This window comes from Variovorax monticola (genome assembly GCF_051216855.1).
GTDB lineage: Bacteria > Pseudomonadota > Gammaproteobacteria > Burkholderiales > Burkholderiaceae_C > Variovorax.
In genome coordinates this window covers 23,950-41,399 of the sequence record NZ_JBPJZP010000012.1, presented here as the reverse complement: position 1 = coordinate 41,399, position 17,450 = coordinate 23,950, and the positions used below count along the sequence as shown (strand labels likewise).

General features: G+C 68.8%; 15 protein-coding genes. 11 read left to right on the top strand and 4 right to left on the bottom strand.

Annotated features, from left to right (window positions below):
* Positions 1 to 2: 2 nt before the first annotated feature.
* The 3 genes from ACSFA5_RS32315 to ACSFA5_RS32305 form a co-directional block, all read right to left on the bottom strand.
* Positions 3 to 2,054 carry an alpha-1,4-glucan--maltose-1-phosphate maltosyltransferase gene (locus tag ACSFA5_RS32315; RefSeq protein WP_435448135.1) on the bottom strand — a complete coding sequence of 684 codons (2,052 nt, stop codon included), beginning with the start codon at positions 2,052 to 2,054 and terminating at the stop codon, positions 3 to 5.
* Entirely contained in the window at positions 2,051 to 3,961 is a 1,911-nt protein-coding gene (gene glgB / locus ACSFA5_RS32310; protein WP_435448134.1) for a 1,4-alpha-glucan branching protein GlgB, read from the bottom strand. Before glgB ends, ACSFA5_RS32315 begins: the two co-directional genes overlap by 4 nt.
* Positions 3,962 to 4,123: 162 nt before the next feature.
* Complete coding sequence (locus ACSFA5_RS32305; RefSeq protein WP_435448133.1) at positions 4,124 to 4,390, bottom strand: hypothetical protein; 267 nt, start codon at positions 4,388 to 4,390, stop codon at positions 4,124 to 4,126.
* 199 nt (positions 4,391 to 4,589) lie between these two features.
* Between ACSFA5_RS32305 and ACSFA5_RS32300 the strand changes: the two genes are divergently transcribed.
* The 6 genes from ACSFA5_RS32300 (at position 4,590) to ACSFA5_RS32275 (ending at position 13,383) form a co-directional block, all read left to right on the top strand.
* Positions 4,590 to 6,335, top strand: coding sequence for an alpha/beta fold hydrolase (locus ACSFA5_RS32300; protein ID WP_435448132.1), 1,746 nt, complete (start codon positions 4,590 to 4,592; stop codon positions 6,333 to 6,335).
* Positions 6,336 to 6,505: 170 nt separating this feature from the next.
* Positions 6,506 to 7,228: a 2Fe-2S iron-sulfur cluster-binding protein gene (locus tag ACSFA5_RS32295; RefSeq protein WP_435448131.1), complete on the top strand. Its 723-nt coding sequence runs from the start codon at positions 6,506 to 6,508 to the stop codon at positions 7,226 to 7,228.
* Positions 7,225 to 8,217, top strand: coding sequence for an FAD binding domain-containing protein (locus ACSFA5_RS32290; RefSeq protein ID WP_435448130.1), 993 nt, complete (start codon positions 7,225 to 7,227; stop codon positions 8,215 to 8,217). Before ACSFA5_RS32295 ends, ACSFA5_RS32290 begins: the two co-directional genes overlap by 4 nt.
* Before the next feature lie 12 nt (positions 8,218 to 8,229).
* A complete protein-coding gene (locus ACSFA5_RS32285) occupies positions 8,230 to 10,467 on the top strand; it encodes a molybdopterin cofactor-binding domain-containing protein (RefSeq protein WP_435448129.1) in 2,238 nt (745 codons plus the stop codon).
* A 118-nt stretch (positions 10,468 to 10,585) separates the two neighbouring features.
* Positions 10,586 to 11,086 carry a pyridoxamine 5'-phosphate oxidase family protein gene (locus ACSFA5_RS32280; protein WP_435448128.1) on the top strand — a complete coding sequence of 167 codons (501 nt, stop codon included), beginning with the start codon at positions 10,586 to 10,588 and terminating at the stop codon, positions 11,084 to 11,086.
* Positions 11,087 to 11,112: 26 nt separating this feature from the next.
* Positions 11,113 to 13,383 (top strand): hypothetical protein, encoded by a 2,271-nt coding sequence (locus ACSFA5_RS32275; RefSeq protein WP_435448127.1) that lies wholly within the window; start codon positions 11,113 to 11,115, stop codon positions 13,381 to 13,383.
* Between the two features lie 29 nt (positions 13,384 to 13,412).
* Here the strand turns inward: ACSFA5_RS32275 and ACSFA5_RS32270 are convergent, their stop codons facing one another.
* On the bottom strand, positions 13,413 to 13,694 hold the full coding sequence (locus tag ACSFA5_RS32270; protein WP_435448126.1) for a hypothetical protein: 282 nt from the start codon (positions 13,692 to 13,694) through the stop codon (positions 13,413 to 13,415).
* Between the two features lie 316 nt (positions 13,695 to 14,010).
* Between ACSFA5_RS32270 and ACSFA5_RS32265 the strand changes: the two genes are divergently transcribed.
* The 5 genes from ACSFA5_RS32265 (at position 14,011) to ACSFA5_RS32245 (ending at position 17,418) form a co-directional block, all read left to right on the top strand.
* A complete protein-coding gene (locus tag ACSFA5_RS32265) occupies positions 14,011 to 14,736 on the top strand; it encodes a glycosyltransferase family 2 protein (protein ID WP_435448125.1) in 726 nt (241 codons plus the stop codon).
* Positions 14,737 to 14,782: 46 nt separating this feature from the next.
* Positions 14,783 to 15,244, top strand: coding sequence for a MarR family transcriptional regulator (locus tag ACSFA5_RS32260; RefSeq protein WP_435448124.1), 462 nt, complete (start codon positions 14,783 to 14,785; stop codon positions 15,242 to 15,244).
* Positions 15,245 to 15,342: 98 nt separating this feature from the next.
* The gene (gene kdsA, locus ACSFA5_RS32255) at positions 15,343 to 16,188 is read left to right on the top strand and encodes a 3-deoxy-8-phosphooctulonate synthase (protein ID WP_435448123.1); all 846 of its coding nucleotides are present in this window, start codon (positions 15,343 to 15,345) and stop codon (positions 16,186 to 16,188) included.
* A 146-nt stretch (positions 16,189 to 16,334) separates the two neighbouring features.
* A complete protein-coding gene (locus tag ACSFA5_RS32250) occupies positions 16,335 to 16,667 on the top strand; it encodes a hypothetical protein (protein WP_435448122.1) in 333 nt (110 codons plus the stop codon).
* A 121-nt stretch (positions 16,668 to 16,788) separates the two neighbouring features.
* A complete protein-coding gene (locus ACSFA5_RS32245; protein ID WP_435448121.1) occupies positions 16,789 to 17,418 on the top strand; it encodes a DUF4337 domain-containing protein in 630 nt (209 codons plus the stop codon).
* Positions 17,419 to 17,450: the final 32 nt, after the last annotated feature.

Below are 17,450 nucleotides of genomic sequence, written 5' to 3'. Positions count from 1 at the left end.
CCTCAAAGAAAGTAGTCGAAGTCGCGCTCGTCGCCGTGGCGACGACGGACCACGAAGATGTGCGCGGGTGCGCTTTGCGGATCGAGCCGCACGTAGTGCCAGTCGCCCTGCCAGACGAATCGTTGGCCGCTGAGCAGGTCGTGCATCTGGAAGCTGCGCGAAGGCGGACTCACGCCCACGCTGCCGGGCTCCAGCCCCACCCAGCCCGACTGCGGCGTGTGCGGGTCGAGGTTGACCACCGTCACCACCACGTTGCTGCCGTCGGCCGAGGTCTTGGCGTAGGCCAGCAGCTGCGGGTTATCCACGTGCAGGAAGCGCAGCGTGCGGTCCCATTGCAACGCCGGGTTCTCGCGGCGGATGCGGTTCACCCGCGCGATGAAGGGCGCCAGGCTCTCGGGGTCGTCGTGGTTCCAGTGGCGCAGCTGGTACTTCTCGGAGTCGAGGTATTCCTCGCCGCCGTGGTCGCGCGGCAGATGCTCGCGCAGCTCGTAGGCCGGCCCGTAGATGCCGTAGCTCGCCGACAGCGTGGCCGCCAGCACCAGGCGCGACATGTACACCGAAGCTTCGCCGCCCTGCATCTGCTCGTGCAGGATGTCGGGCGTGTTGGGCCACACGTTGGGGCGGAAGTAGTCGATGCCCGGTGCGGTCGACAGCTCGGTGAAGTATTCGACCAGCTCTTGCTTGGTGTTGCGCCAGGTGAAGTACGTGTAGCTCTGCGAGAAGCCGCCCTTGGCCAGCCGGTGCATCACCTTCGGGCGCGTGAAGGCCTCGGCCAGGAAGATCGTTTCGGGGTGGGTGCGCTTGATTTCGGCGATCACCCAGTCCCAGAACGGAAAGGCCTTGGTGTGCGGGTTGTCCACGCGGAAGATGCGCACGCCCTCGCCCACCCAGTGCTCGAACACGCTCTTCAGCTCGGTCCACAGGCCGCGCCAGTCGTCGCACTCGAAGTTGAAGGGGTAGATGTCCTGGTACTTCTTGGGCGGGTTCTCGGCGTACTGCACGCTGCCGTCGGGCCGCCAGCGGAACCAGTCGGGGTGTTCCTTCACGTACGGGTGGTCGGGGGCGCACTGGAAGGCGATGTCCAGCGCGATCTCCAGGCCGTGGTCGGCCGCGCGCGCCAGCAGGTGGCGGAAGTCTTCGGGCGTGCCCAGCGCCGGCAGGATGTCCTTGTGGCCGCCTTCGGCCGCGCCGATGGCCCAGGGGCTGCCCACGTCCTGCGGCCCGCTCACCAGCTTGTTGTTGGGGCCCTTGCGCTGCACGCGGCCCACGGGGTGGATCGGCGGGAAGTACAGCACGTCGAAGCCCATCGCGGCAATGGCGGGCAGGCGCGCTTCCACGTCCTTGAAGGTGCCGTGCACGCCGGGCTCGGTGCCGGCCGAGCGCGGGAACAGTTCGTACCAGCTGCTGAAGCGGGCGCGCTCGCGGTCGGCCACCAGCGGCAGCTCGACCGGGTAGCGCGCCTGGTGGCGGCGGTCGGGGTGGCGGCGCGCGGTGTCGGCCAGTTCGTCGTCGAGCGCCAGCGCCTTCAGCGACACGGCGTCGGCGCCCGGCATGGCGGCCACGGCGTCCAGCTCGCTGGCCCAGCGCTGCAGCGCCGTCTTGTCGGCGCCTTCGGCGCGGCCGGCAGCCGCCGCGATTTCGAGCGCGCCCACCTGCGAGGCGATGCGCACGTCGTCGGGGTCGACGCGGCGCGACATCTCGCTGCGCCACGACTCGAACGGGTCGACCCAGGCCACTGCGGTGTACACGTAGCGCCCGAGCGCGGGCGGCGAGAACGCAGCCTCCCACACGTCGTTGCCCAGCGGTTTCATGGGCACTTCGCGGAACTCGGCCTGGTCGTGCGCGCGCCAGCACAACTGCACGCGCAGCACGTCGTGCCCGTCGGTGAAGCAGTGCGCGCGCACGCGCACGCGCTCGCCGGCCACGCATTTCACGGGAAAGCGGCCGTTGTCGACGGCGGGCAGCACGGCGTCGATCACCGCGCGCACGTTGCCGTGCGGGTCCGCGATGTCGCTCGCCACGGGAGCCTGGCGGGTGGCAAAGATGTTCTTCATGGTGTGGTGCGTTGCTCCAGGATCAGCGTCGAAAGCGGCGGCAGGGTCAGGCTCAACGACTGCATGCGGCCGTGCGAGCGCACGGGGGCGGCCTCCACGCCGCCCAGGTTGCCCCAGCCGGTGCCGCCGAACTCGGCCGCGTCGGTGTTGATGACCTCGCGCCAGAAGCCGCCACGGGTGTTGCCCGGCACGCCCAGCACGTAGTTGGTGCGCGGTACCGGTGTCATGTTGCAGACCACCAGCAGCGGCGCGCTGCCGTCCGCGCTCTTGCGCAGGAAGGCGAACACGCTTTTCTCTTCGTCGTCCGCGGTGATCCATTCGAAGCCGGCCGCCGAGAAGTCGCGCTGGTGCAGCGCCGGCAGCTCGCGGTACACGCGGTTGAGCTGCGCCACCAGGCGCTGCAAGCCGCCATGGCTGGGCTGCTCGGTCACCCACCACTCGAGCTCGCCGTCGTGCGTCCACTCGCGGCGCTGGCCGAACTCGCCGCCCATGAACAGCAGCTTCTTGCCCGGGTGCGCCCACATGAAGCCGAACAGTGCGCGCAGGTTGGCGAACTGCTGCCAGTTGTCGCCCGGCATCTTGTTGATGAGCGAGCCCTTGCCGTGCACCACCTCGTCGTGCGAGAGCGGCAGCACGAAGTTCTCGTTGAAGGCATACACCAGCGAGAAGGTCAGCTTGTGGTGGTGGTACTTGCGATTGACCGGGTCTTCCTTCAGGTAGTCGAGCGTGTCGTGCATCCACCCCATGTTCCATTTCTCGCCGAAGCCCAGGCCGTCCATGTCGGTGGGGCGGGACACGCGCGGCCATGCGGTCGATTCTTCGGCCACGGTGAGCGTGTCGGGGAACTCGCGGTACACGGCACGGTTGAGCGTGCGCAGGAAGTCGATGGCCTCCAGGTTCTCGCGCCCGCCGTGGCGGTTGGGAATCCACTCGCCGTGCTTGCGCGCGTAGTCGAGGTAGAGCATGGATGCCACCGCGTCCACGCGCAGGCCGTCCAGGTGGTACAGGTCGAGCCAGAACAGGCCCGACGACACCAGGAAGCTGCGCACCTCCGGCCGGCCGTAGTTGAAGATGGCCGAGCTCCACTCGGGGTGGAAGCCCTGGCGCGGATCGGCGTGCTCGTACAGGTGCGTGCCGTCGAAGTAGCCCAGGCCGTGCTCGTCCGTCGGAAAGTGCGAGGGCACCCAGTCGAGCAGCACGCCGATGCCCTGCTGGTGCAGGTGATCGACCATGTACATGAAGTCTTGCGGCGAGCCGTAGCGCGCGGTGGGCGCGAAGTAGCCGGTGGTCTGGTAGCCCCACGAGCCGTAGAACGGGTGCTCGGTGACGGGCATGAGTTCCACGTGCGTGAACCCCATCTTCTTCACGTAGGCGCCCAGCTCGTGCGCCAGCTCGCGGTAGCCCAGAAACTCGCCGTCGTGCCGGCGCCACGAGCCCAGGTGAACCTCGTAGACCGACTGCGGTGCGTCCAGCGCGTTGTGCGCGCCGCGCGTGGCCATCCATTCGTCGTCGTTCCACGTGTACGAGAGTTCGCAGATGCGCGAGCCGGTGGCTGGCGGCAACTCGGCGCTGAAGGCCACGGGGTCGGCCTTGTCGACGGTGTAGCCGTTCAGGCGCGAGCGAATGCGGTATTTGTAGGTCTGGCCGAGCGCCGCGCCGGGCACATGGCCTTGCCAGATGCCGGTGTTGTCGGCGCTCGGGGAAAGCGGATCGGCATCGCCGGACCAGTGGTTCCAGTCGCCGACCACCGATACAGATTCGGCGTTGGGCGCCCACACCGCGAAATTCACGCCGCCACCGGGCTGCGGGTGGGAACCCAGCAGGTCGTACAGGCGGGCGTGGGTTCCTTCGTGGAAAAGGTAGGCGTCTCGCTCGCCCAGGAGTGAATGGTTCAGAGGCACCGGCATTCCTTGATTGAGGGCCAGCGACACGCCTGTTCGAGGAACGTCTGCGTCTTGTCGTCTGGCGGAATCTCAATTTGCGGCACTGCCGCATGCCGCGGCTACGGTCTGAACCGCCTCGCCTTGTCGGAGAGTTGCCCGTATGCCGGTGTTTCGTGCAGCGCGCGCTCAGGCGTGCAGTGCGAAGTCGTCGATGGTCAGCGTGAGGGGGCTGCGCGGCGCGGCACGGTAGCGTGCGACAGCCGCCGGCTCGATCACCTGGAAGTGTTTTCGGCACACCTCCAGCAGCCGGTCGCCGACCTCACGCGTTCCGAACCCGTCGTGCAGGGTGTGCTCCGAAATTTGCACGATGACACGCGGGCCGCCCGGGCCTTCGGGGTAGACGGCAAAGCGCACGCTCGCCGTGTCGAAGCAGTAGATGCCTTCGAAATTCATCTGTGTTGTCTCCTGTGAATCGGGCCAGATTGAGCGCGCATCCGCGGCCCCTGGAGAGTGGACATCGACGCATGCGTGTGCAGGAAATGTCCTACGCACGGCAAGGCCGGCGCTTGCACACACAGGGCGTGTTGGCTTGGGTGGCACGGCGCCAATGCGGCGAAGATCGAACCTCCAGATTTCCGGAGACACCGTCTCGATGACCGAAATGACCCTGCGCCCCGCGCTGCTCTCCCGCTGGGCCCCGGCGTGCGGCCTTGCGGCGCTGCTTTTGCTCGGCGCCTGCACCTCCGCCACCACCGAAGCGCAGCGCGAAGCCAGCGCCAGCAAGCCCCCGCCCACCGATTGCACGGCATGGGTCGGCACCGACCGCAACGCCATGATGGGCGGCTACCTGCTGCCGCAAGGCAAGGGCTTGGGCGGCACCAAGGTGTGCGTGCCCGTGCTCATGACGGCCAACCCCACGCCGGCCGCCTATGCCGGCGGCGACTACCACGTCAGCGAATTCACCGACGAGAAGCTCAAGGCCCGCTGGCGCACCTGCAAGGAAGACGCGGCCTGCTTCAAGCGCATCGACGCGCAAATGCAGCGCTGGCTGCCGCCCAACAAGGAGCGCGCCACGCGCTCGACCGGCACGGTCGACCCGTCGGGCCGGATCGATCCGGAAGGCCAGGTCGACCTGAAGGCCATCCGCCGCCCCGCCTTCTTCGCCAAGGCGCCCTACCGCGAAGGCATTGCCGAGGCCGATGCGCGAACCAGCATCGTCGAGTTCACGGTGCCGCGCGACACCTTCGAGCGCATCGACCTGAAGATGACCGGCGACATCAAGCTGCGCGGCTGGTACATCGAGGGCGCCGGGGTGGACGACGGCAAGGGCAAGGGAAAGAAGACGCGCGCGCTGGTCATCATGGCGCCGGGCGGCGGCGGGCAGCTCACGGCCATCCAGCATCCGGACGAGGTGGCCTACCGCATCGACGAGAAGACCGGCAAGACCACGCCCGTCAACTTTCCCAACGCAACCACCGAGACCATGGGCCAGCGCTGGTGGCGCGAGAACCTGTATGCGCTGAACCAGGCGGGCTACGACGTGCTGGCCTACGACCGTCGCGGCGAAGGGCTGTCGGGCGGCTTCAGCGACACCAACACGCTGGAGCAAGGCGAGGACGTGTTCCGCGCGCTGGCCGCGCTGGACACCGGGCGCGGCCTGCGCATCCTCACGCCCCGGGGCGAACTGCTCGAAGGCGAGGCCACGCGCGGGCGGCTGCTCGCGGGCATGCCGGCCAGCGAGATCCCGCTGGTGCTGGGCGGCTATTCGCGCGGCTCCATGTCCACCGCGTGGGCCATGACGCGCAACTACGTGGCCCAGTGCAGCTTCGACATGCCCGAGCCCAACTGCACGCCGCCCAAGGGCATGCGCAACATCCGCGGCGCCATCCTGCTGTCGTCGTTCGCCAGCGGCGCTGGCTACGTGGGCGACTCGCCCGACCTGGCCGACCGCAACCTGTTCCTGGGCGGCATGGCGGCCGACCACCACATCGTGTTCTACCCGAACTCGTCCACGCTGGCGGGCATGGACCGCTGGCCGTCCGCCTTCTTCGGCAAGGGCTTGTGGGACCGGGCCGAGACGCTGGAGGGCACCGTGGTCGCCTACAACCGCATTCGCGGCCTGAAGGAGATCGTGCTGGCGCGCGGGCCGCATTCGATCGAGACCTGGCCCGAGTCCGACCGGGCCTACCTGCGCGAGCGCATGGTGGCGTACGCCAAGGCCTTGATCGTGGGTGGGCGCACCATTCCCGGCGCGAGGAAGTGGAAGGACTTCAAGTCGCTGGTGGGCACCACGCCGGATTCGTGGGAGCCGTCGTCGCGACCCAGGCCCGGTGCCGGTGGCACCGCTTCCGCTGCTCCTTTCAGTGGCACCGCCACCACCGCTTTGCAGCAGCGCTGAGCAGCGCCCCTCCCGCAGGCAGCGCCGGCAGCGTCGGTCAGTACCTACACCACGACAGCGTGAATGCGCTGTCGCCGCTCCGGCGGGGCTCCCTAGGCTTTTCGCAAGCGCAACGCTTTTGCAGGCCGTCTTCCGGGCCGCGAGCCGCGCCCTCCCCCGGAGCCCCCACGATGAAATTCGAAAACCACCCCGACGGCGTGGAAGACGCCCGCACACGTGTCACACGGCGCGCCGTGTTCCAGTCGGGCGCCGCGCTCGTCGGTGCCAACGCCACCTTGCTCGCCGCCGCGCAGGCCGCGCCTGTCGCCGCTGCCACCCCGCCTGCACCGGCCCCGCGAGAGCCCGCGCCGCAACGCATGCAGGTGCAACTGCAGATCAACGGCCAGCCCCATCGCCTGGATGTCGACACCCGCACCACGCTGCTCGACGCGCTGCGCGAGAACCTGCGCATGACCGGCACCAAGAAAGGTTGCGACCACGGCCAGTGCGGCGCGTGCACGGTGCTGGTCGAAGGCCGGCGCACCAACTCATGCCTGACGCTGGCGGTGATGCACGAGGGCCAATCGGTCACCACCATCGAGGGCATGGTGCAAGGCGACACGCTGCATCCGCTGCAACAGGCCTTTCTGGACCACGACGGCTTTCAGTGCGGCTACTGCACGCCGGGGCAGATCTGCTCGGCAGTGGGCATGCTGGCCGAGGCCAGGTCGGGCATGCCGAGCCATGTGACGCGCGATCTTGCGGCCGGTGCGGGCGGCCCCGCCGACGTGCCGCTGAGCGACGCCGAGGTTCGCGAGCGCATGAGCGGCAACATCTGTCGATGCAGCGCGTACCCGAACATCGTCGCGGCCATCCAGGTCGTGGCGAAGAACACATCGGGAGCGCGCTCATGAAAGCCTTCAGCTACGAACGCGCCGCCACGCCCGAAGCCGCCGCCGCTGCGGCCTCGCGACCCGGCGCTCGCATGATCGCGGGCGGCACCAACCTGCTCGACCTGATGAAGCTGCAGGTCGAGACACCGGTGCACCTGGTGGACATCAACCGCCTGGGCCTGGACACCGTGGAGCCCACGGCCGAGGGCGGCCTGCGCATCGGCGCCATGGTGCGCAATGCCGAGCTGGCGGCCGATGCCCGCGTGCGAAAGGACTACGCGGTGTTGAGCCGCGCGCTGCTGGCCGGCGCCTCGGGCCAGCTGCGCAACAAGGCCACCACCGGCGGCAACCTGCTGCAGCGCACGCGCTGCTACTACTTCTATGACACCGCGCGCGCCTGCAACAAGCGCGAGCCGGGCACGGGCTGCTCCGCGCTGCAGGGCTACAACCGCATGCACGCGGTGGTGGGCGCCAGCGAGCAATGCATCGCCACGCACCCGTCGGACATGGCGGTGGCCATGCGCGTGCTCGACGCGAAGGTGGAAACCGTGACGCCGGGCGGCCTGCGCCGCGTGATTCCCATTGCCGACTTTCATCGCCTGCCGGGCGACACCCCGCAGATCGAGACCGACCTGCAGCCGGGCGAGCTGATCACCGCCGTCACCCTGCCGCCGCCGGTGCCGGGCCAGCACGTGTACCGCAAGGTGCGCGACCGGGCTTCCTATGCGTTCGCGCTGATCTCGGTGGCCGCGATCGTGGACGCCAGCGGCGGGCGCATTCGCTCCGCGCGCATGGCCTTCGGCGGGCTGGCCCACAAGCCATGGCGCGTGGAGGCGGCCGAGGCGCGCCTGGCCGACACCGTGCTGGACGATGCGGCCGTCGATTCCGCCGCCGACACCGTGCTGGCCGGCGCCCGCGGGCGCGGCCACAACGACTTCAAGCTCCCGCTGGTGCGCCGCACCCTGCAGGCCACCATCACCGAAGCCGCGCGCGCAGTGCGCGCCGCCTGAGGAGACGACCCCATGGAAATGAACGCCCCCTCCGCCCGCAACCCGATCGACGAGAACCGCGGCGGCTTCATCGGCAAGCCCATCGACCGCGTCGACGGCCGCCTCAAGGTGACCGGCAAGGCGCCCTATGCCTACGAAGTGCAGGAGGCACCCGGCCCGCCCGCCTACGGCTTCATCGTGGAGGCCACCATTGCCAAAGGCCGCGTCGCTGACATCGACGCTGCGGCCGCCGAGGCCGCGCCCGGCGTGCTGATGGTCATGACTCACCGCAATGCGCCCAGGCAAGGCGCCTGGGGCCCCGTGGACGCCAAGGACCGTTTCGCGCGTTCGTCGCCGCAACTGGCGAGCGACCGCGTGCGCTACTACGGCGAGGCGGTCGCCTTCGTGGTGGCCGAGAGCTTCGAGACGGCACGCGCGGCCGCCAGGCTGGTGCGCATTCGCTACGAGGCGGAGCCCGGCGAGTTCGACATGGCCGCCGCGCAAGGCAAGGCCGAGAAACCCGAGGACGACGAGCAGCAGAAGGCCGACAGCCGCGTCGGCGACTTCGAGCCGGCCTTCGCCCGCGCGCCCGTGCAGATCGACGCCACTTACACCACGCCCACCCACATCCACGCGCAGATGGAGCCGCACGCCACCACCGCGTGGTGGACCGGCGACAAGGTGACGGTGCACTGCGGGGCCCAGTTGCTGGAAAGCGCGCAGAACGCCGTGGCCAACACGTTGCAGATCCCGCCTTCGAAGGTGCGCATCGTGAGCCGCTACATCGGCGGCGGCTTCGGAGGCAAGCTGCCTGTCTACGGCGACGTGATGCTCTCGGCCATGGCTGCGCGGGAACTCAAGCGCCCGGTGAAGACCGCGCTCACGCGCCAGCAGATGTTTCACTTCACCACGCACCGCAGCCAGACCGTGCAGCGCGTGCGCCTGGGCGCAACGGCGCAAGGCAAGCTCACGGCCATCGGGCACGACTCGCTGTCGCACAGCGCGCGTTTCGACAACTTCTATGAAACCGCCAGCACGCAGACGCGCACGCTCTATGCCGCCCCCCACCGGCTCACCACGCACCGCGTGGTGAAGCTGGACCTGCCGATTTCGGACTCCACCCGCGCGCCGGGCGAAGCGGTGGGCATGCTGGCGCTGGAGCAGGCCATGGACGAGCTGGCCGAAAAGCTCAAGCTCGACCCCATCGAGCTGCGCCGGCGCAACGAACCCGCCATGGACCCGGAGAAGAACATTCCCTTTTCCACCCGCCAGCTGCTGCGCTGCATGGACGAAGGCGCCGAGCGCTTCGGCTGGAACCGGCGCAATGCGGCGCCGGGCGCGGTGCGCGAGGGACGCTGGCAGATCGGCCTGGGCTTTGCCGCCGCCATTCGCAGCAACCTGCTGATGGACGCCAAATGCGCGGTGTCGCTCGACCGCCAGGGCGTGCTCACGGCGCGCATGGCCATGACCGACATCGGCACCGGCAGCTACACCGTGTTCACGCAGATCGCCGCGGAAATGCTCGGCCTGCCGCTGGACAAGGTGCGCATCGAACTGGGCGACAGCGACTTCCCTGCAACGCCCGGCTCGGGCGGTTCGTGGGGTGCGGCGAGCGCGGGCTCCGCCCTGTTCGACGCGTGCACGCACCTGCGCGAGCAGATTGCGCGGCGCATGAACGCCAAGCCGGCCGACGTGATGTTTGCCGAAGGCCGCGCCATGGCTGGCGGGCGCAGCGAAACGCTGGGTGCGCTGGCAGGCACCATCGGCCTGCGCGCCGAGGGGCAGATCAAGAAGGGCGATATGTCGAAGAAGTTCTCGCAACAGGCCTACGGCGCGCATTTCGCCGAAGTGGCGGTCGACATCGACACCGGAGAGGTTCGCCTGCGCCGCATGCTGGGCGTGTTCGCGGCGGGCCGCATCTTGAACATGAAGACCGCCACCAGCCAGGCGACGGGCGCCATGATCTGGGGCGTGGGCTCCGCGCTGTTCGAGGACGCGGTGGTCGACACGCGGCACGGTGCTTTCGTGAACCACGACCTGGCCGAATACCACGTGCCCTCGCATGCGGACATTCCCGCCGTGGAGGCCTTGTTCCTCGACGAGGTGGACGACAAGACCAACCCGCTGAAGATCAAGGGCGTGGGCGAACTGGGCATCTGCGGCGCGGGCGCGGCAGTGGCCAATGCGGTCTACAACGCGACCGGCGTGCGCATTCGCGATTACCCGCTCACGCTGGACAAGGTGCTGGGGCTGCAGGCACGCCAGGGGTGAAGTGCATGTGTCGGCGCCGGACGACACGCCCGTGGGGTGTGTGTCCTCAAGGCCGTCGCATTGGCGGCCTTACGGTCAAGCCTTCAGTACCAAACCACCAGACTCTGGAGCATCCGACATGACGAGCACCACCAACGACCAAAGCAAGCTCTGGGAGCTGATCAAGGACACCCGTTTCGGCATGCTGACCCATCGCCACGGCGACGGCCAGTTGCACAGCCACCCGCTCACCACGCAGAACAAGGACGGCGACGAAGCCGGCACCTTGTACTTCTTCGTGCCGAAGAATGGCGAAATCGCGCGCCACGTGGCCAGCGACCCGGTCGTGAACGTCGCCTATGCCAACACCGATGCCGACAGCTACGTGTCGGTGTCGGGCAGCGCAGCGCTGCTGGAAGACCAGGCGAAGAAGGAAGCCCTGTTCACCAAGATGGCACAGGCCTGGTTCCCCAACGGCCCGACCGACCCCAACCTCGGCCTGTTGGCCGTGACCGTGGCGGACGCCGAGTACTGGGACGTGGACGACAGCAAGATGGTGCAGCTCTACAAGATGGCCAAGGCCGCCGTCACCGGCGAGCCGCCCAAGGACATGGGCGAACACAAGAAGGTCGCGGTCTGAGGCGCTTCGGGTAAGGGCCGCCGACGATGACGCCAGCGACGACGCGAACGAACCCCAAAGCCGCCGACAGCCGAACCCTCGCTCCCCTCCCCACCACCCCGCACCGGTGGCAGTTCATCCGTGCGGGCGGCACCGACCAGGTGGTGTTTCGCACGGGCGAAGACATCGCCCGCGTCGGCGAACTCGACCAGAAGCTCTGGGTCGCGCTGGCCTGCCCCACGCGCGGCATCGACTTCGATGCGCGCACGCTCGACCTGATCGACACCGACAAGGATGGGCGGGTGCGTCCGCCCGAAGTCGTGGCCGCCTGCCAGTGGGTGTGCGCGAGGTTGCGCAACCCCGACGTGCTGCTGAAGGGCAGCGACGTGCTCACGCTCGACGAACTCGACGACAGCAGCCCCGACGGTGCGCGCCTGCGGGACGAAGCACGCCGCCTGCTGGCGATCCAGGGCAAGCCCGACGCGGCCACGCTCACCTTGGCCGACATTGCCGATCGCGGTGAGTTGCTGGCGGCCATGCGCTTCAACGGCGACGGCATCGTCACGCCTGAAACGGCGCAGGACGACGCGGTGCGCGCCACGGTCGAGCAGGTGATGCATGTCCACGGGAGCGTGCCCGACCGCCACAAGGCGACGCCGGGCATCGACCGTGCACGCGCCGAGACTTTCTTTGCCGAAGTGCAGGTGGCGCGCGACTGGCATGCGCAAGCCGACGCGGGCAACGCCACGCTCATGCCTTTGGGCGACGCCACGCTGGCGGCCGCCGATGCGGCGAACAAGGTGCAGGCCAAGCTCGACGACTTCTTCGCGCGCTGCCGCGTGGCTGCCTTCGACGTGCAGGCCGTGACCGCCCTGAACCCGTCCCCCAAGGCCTACGACGAACTCGGCGCCAAGACGCTCGACCTGCAGGCCGAGCCCATCGCCGACCTGCCGCTGGCGCCCGTCACGCCCCGGTGCGTGCTGACGCTGCACGGCACCAGCCTGAACCCCGCCTGGGCCGAGGCCATCGGCGTCTTCAACGAACGCACGGTGACGCCGCTGCTCGGCCTGCGCGAAGCGCTTGCCGAGGCCGACTGGCTGGCCATCAAGGGCACGCTCTCGCCGCTGCAGGCGCTGATGGCCCAGCGCCCCGGCAACTGGGCCGCCGCGCTCCCGCTGGACAAGCTCGACGCGTTGCTGCGAACGCGCGAGCCCCTGCTGGCCCTCATCAGCGACGACGAGGCGGCCGAAGAACACAACGCGCTGCTGGTCGACCTGGAAAAGCTCATCCGGCTGCAGCGCGATCTGGTCGTGCTGCTGAACAACTTCGTGTCTTTCAAGGCTTTCTACAGCCGCGATGGCGCGATCTTCCAGGCCGGCACGCTGTACCTGGACGGGCGCAGCTGCGAGCTCACGGTGCAGGTGCAGGACACCGCGAAGCACGCCGTGCTGGCGGGCCTGGCCAAGACCTGCCTGGCGTACTGCGACTGCACGCGCCAGGGCGCGAAGATGAGCATCGTCGCGGCGTTCACCGCGGGCGACATCGACTTCCTGTTCGTCGGGCGCAACGGCGTGTTCTACGACCGCCAGGGCCGCGACTGGGACGCCACCATCACCAAGCTGATCGAGAACCCGACCAGCGTGGCGCAGGCCTTCTTCGCGCCCTACAAGAAGTTCGTGCGCGTCATCGAGGAACAGGTGGCCAAGCGCGCCGCGGCGCAGGAGGCCGTAGGCCAGGGCAGCCTGACGAGCTTCGCGACCCGGCTGACCACCGCAGACCAGGCCGCCGCCACCGACGCGGTGAAGGTGCCGAGCGCCCTGCCCCGCGCCGCCAGCAAGATCGACGTGGGCACGGTGGCCGCCATCGGCGTGGCGCTGGGGAGCATCAGCGCGGTGCTGGTGGCCGTCTTCGGCAAGTTCGTCGACCTGGGGCAATGGATACCGGTGGCGTTGCTGGGCATCGTGCTGGCGATCTCGGGGCCGAGCATGCTGATTGCCTGGCTCAAGCTGCGCCAGCGCAGCCTGGGCCCGATCCTGGACGCGAGCGGCTGGGCCATCAACGGGCGAATGAAGGTCAACGTGCGACTGGGCGGCATGCTGTCGCAGACCGCCCGTGTGCCGCCGGGCGCCCGGCGCATCGCCCGCGACCCGTACCGCGACCGGCACGGCGCCACAGGCTTTGCCGCGGCGGCGGTGCTGGCGCTCGCGGTGGCGGTGCTGGCCTGGCGCATGGACTGGCTGGACGACCGCCTGCCCGTGGCGCTGCAGCACGGGCCGACGGCTTCGGCCGGGGGATCGGCGCCCGTGCGCATCGGCTGAAGGGTCGCAGCCTCTGACCCGCCAGGGTTTCAGGGGCTGGCAGCCGGCGGGCCCGACGGTTTCAACGCGTCATGGCCGGGGCCCTGAGGCCCGCCGCGCCGACTCAGTTCGGCCCGTCCGAGCGGCGTGATCTTCTTCACGACGGCCGGCAACTGCACGCCGTCGGCTTCTCCGCCCGCGGAGGGCGGCGGCACCGCGGCGTCCAGCAGGCCGGCAGCAAGCAGCACGGCAATGCAGCGGATGTCGTTCTCGTCGTCGACGAGCAGCGGCAGTCCCACGTGTTCAATCTTGCGAAGGTAGTCGAGCGGCATGCGAGCCTTTGTGTGGTGCGGCAACACTTCCCCGAGCGCACGTTACGCCTGACAGCACCGCTGGTCCGTGCGTTGGCGCACTTAGCTCGCGGCGGCCTGCTGTTCGAGTGTCGGCAACTCTTTTGACAGCGCCTGCGCCGCAAGCCTCTTCAAGGGGCGTCCGTGTGCGGGCGTGCGACGAGTAGTCGGCACTTCGTACCCGTGCCTACGTGCGCGCCCTACACAAGCCGCCCGTGTTCTCCGACGCAGCCCCCATGGGGTGTCTGTACGTTGAAGCTTCCTCCACAGCCACCCCGCCCGACAAAGAGAGCATCCCATGATCGGCATCGTCGTTCCTGCCCACAATGAAGAAGCCGCCATCACCGCTTGCCTGAACGCGCTGCGGGCTGCTGCGCGCCACCCCGATCTGCAGCACGAGCCTGTGGAGATCGCCGTCGTGCTCGACGCCTGCACCGACGCCACGGGTGTTCTCGCGGCAGCCGGCGGCGCATCGACGCTGAGCATTCGCGCCCGCAACGTGGGCATGGCCCGCGCGGTGGGTGCCGAGGCGCTGTTGGTCCGCGGGGCGCGCTGGCTCGCGTTCACCGATGCGGACACGGTCGCTTCGCCGTCGTGGCTGGTCGACCAACTCTCGCTTCAGGCCGATGCCGTGTGCGGCACGGTGGGCGTGGAAGACTGGGCGTCGCATGGCGCCAACGCACCGTTGCTGCAATGGCATTTTCAGCAGACCTACACCGACAGCGATGGCCATTCCCATGTGCACGGCGCCAACCTGGGCGTGACCGCCGCCGCGTACCGGCGCGCGGGCGGGTTCCGTTTTCTGGCGTGCAGCGAGGACGTGGCCTTTGTCGCTTCGCTGGTGGCGTCGGGCGCGACCGTGGCCTGGAGCGCCAAGCCGCGGGTGGTGACCAGCGCGCGCAAGGAGGCCCGGGCCACCGGCGGCTTCGCGGACGCCCTCCTGAACGCGGTGGCCGAACGGCTCGAGGCCGCGGCGCAGCAGGTGCTGGGCAGCGGGCCTGCGCAAGGCACGCTGACCACCTGACAGTGCCCTGATTTCGCTTTGTGACGCGATCCGTGGAGAATGCGAGATGACTCTCCCATCCCCCGCATCCCTCACCCCGGACCATCTTGCCGTTCTGCGCGCGGTGGCCCGCATGGACCTGTCGCTCGGCATCGCCATCGGCCAGAGCCTGGGCAGACCGGTCTCCGACGACCTGGCCGAGCTGCGCGCACAGGGCTACGTGCGCGAGGTTTCCAGCCCCCGGCACGATGGAACGCCGAGCCATCTGCACACGATCACCGCCCAGGGGCGCGAGGCGCTGCGGGCGCACGACGAGCAGGGCGTCACGACGCCGCAGCCCACCGTGGGCCCCCGGCCTCCCCTGCGCCGCGAAACGTACACGGGCAGCGAAATGCTGCCGTTCACGGGTCGCGCCGGGTCGATGGATGCGCTGAAGTACCCCAGCCGGGTCGGCAACCAGCTGCGCTATCGCGAAGACGGCGGTGAACCGGCCGTCAAGGCCACCACGCCGCCGCCCCGCAAGAAGTAGCACGCGGCTGCGAGCCCGGCAGCAAAGGTCGGCAAAGGGCGGCAAAGGGCGGCAATTCAAGCGGACGGACAATAGAGGCAAACAGCCTGGAGAAAACCTTGTCCACCGTCACCATCAGCCCCCAAGTCGCCGTCAGCAACAGCGGCCCGTTCGTTCTCTTCGGCGGCGTCAACGTGCTGGAGTCTCGCGACCTGGCGCTGCGCAGCGCCGAAGCGTACGTGCGCGTCACCAAGAAGCTGGGCATTCCCTATGTGTTCAAGGGCAGCTTCGACAAGGCCAACCGCTCGTCCATCCACTCGTACCGCGGCCCCGGGCTGGACGAGGGCCTGAAGATCCTGCAGGCCGTGAAGGACACCTTCGGCGTGCCGGTGCTCACCGACGTGCACGAAATCGCCCAGGCCGCCCCGGTGGCCGAGGTGGTCGACGTGCTGCAGTTGCCGGCCTTCCTGGCGCGGCAGACCGACCTGGTGGTTGCGCTGGCCAGGACGGGCCGCGTCATCAACATCAAGAAGCCCCAGTTCCTGAGCCCCTCGCAGATGCTCAACATCGTGGAGAAGTTCAAGGAAGCGGGCAACGACAAGCTCATTCTTTGCGACCGCGGCACCTGCTTCGGCTACGACAACCTGGTGGTCGACATGCTGGGCTTCGGCGTGATGAAGAAGATCACGCAGGACCTGCCGGTGATCTTCGACGTGACCCATGCGCTGCAGCAGCGCGAAGCCGGTGCCGCGGCCTCCGGCGGGCGCCGCGAGCAGGTGGCCGACCTGGCGCGCGCCGGCATGGCGGTGGGCTTGGCCGGCCTGTTCCTGGAGGCACACCCCGACCCGGCACAGGCCAAGTGCGACGGCCCGAGCGCCCTGCCGCTGGACAAGCTGGAGCCCTTCCTGACCCAGCTGAAGGCGCTGGACGACCTGGTCAAGTCGTTCCCGGCACTGAAGATCTAGCCCGGCACTCCAAAAAAAAAAAAGAAGGGCTTCGTACTAAAGATATCGCTGGACTTTCCGATAGATCACTCAGGCGCCTGAACCTGGAGTGGGTCACCGCCGAGGCCCGCCTCCCGGCGCGAATGATCAACAAGGAAAGGTTCAGGATGAACCGCGAAGCTGCAACGTCAGGACATGACTTCTCGAGGTGGGCGCGCCTGACCGAGAGCTATGCCGAAGAAGTGGAGGCCCTGCGCCGCCACGAACCCGGGGCGTCGATGCGGCTCGTGCGGATCGCCCACGCCATGAAGCAGGACCCGTTCGGCCCGAACGCGCCCGACTCCGAGCACATGCCGCTTCCGCTGCGGCTGGCGCCCCCCAGGCCCCGCAGCGCGACCTGGCAGACCCAGGCGCGCAGGACGCTGCTGAGGCTGCGCGTGCTTCTTCGGGCACTGGCTGCCCGCCGCGCGCAAGGCGACGCCACACCGCCGATGGCCTGAAACCGGCCTCTTCAGTGAAGCCCGCGGGCCGGGTCCTCGACGCACGCGCATCGGCCGCCCGGTCATGAAGACCGGGCATACTCGCGCGCGCCCGAAATTTATAAATACATCGAAGGACCTCATGTCAGGACATGGTTTTCACGTGCACGGCCCGCACGATCACGAACTCGAACACGCAGCCTCCGCAGGGCATGGCGACGGCCATGGCGCCGGCGGCGACACCACGCAGGGCGAAGGCGGCGGCATGAGCATGACCAGCAAGATCGCGGTGTGCACCGCCGTGATCGCCACCGTGGGCGCCATCTTTTCGTACATGGGCGGGGCCACCCAGGCCAACGCCGGCCTCTACAAGAACAACGCCGCCATCAAGAAGACCGAAGCGTCGAACCAGTGGAATTACTTCCAGTCGAAAAGCACCAAGCAGGCGCTGGCCGAGTTCGCGCGCGACACCGCCACCGACGACGGCCGCCGGCAGGGCTGGCAGGTGAAGGTGGCGCGCTACGAGCAGGAAAAGACCGACATCCAGGCCGCCGCCCGCAAGCTGGAAGACGAGTCGAACCGCTGGGACGCGCAGTCCGAAGAGCAGATGCACCAGCACCACCGCTGGGCGCAGGCCACCACCGTGCTGCAGGTGTCGATCGCGCTGGCCGCGATGGCGCTGCTCACCAAGAAGAAATGGCTGGAGCGCGGCATGTTCGGCGTGGCCGTGGCCGGGCTGGCCATCGGCGTGCTGGCGGCACTGCACATCTAGCGCCCGGGCAAACCGGCGCGGCTGCGGATTGC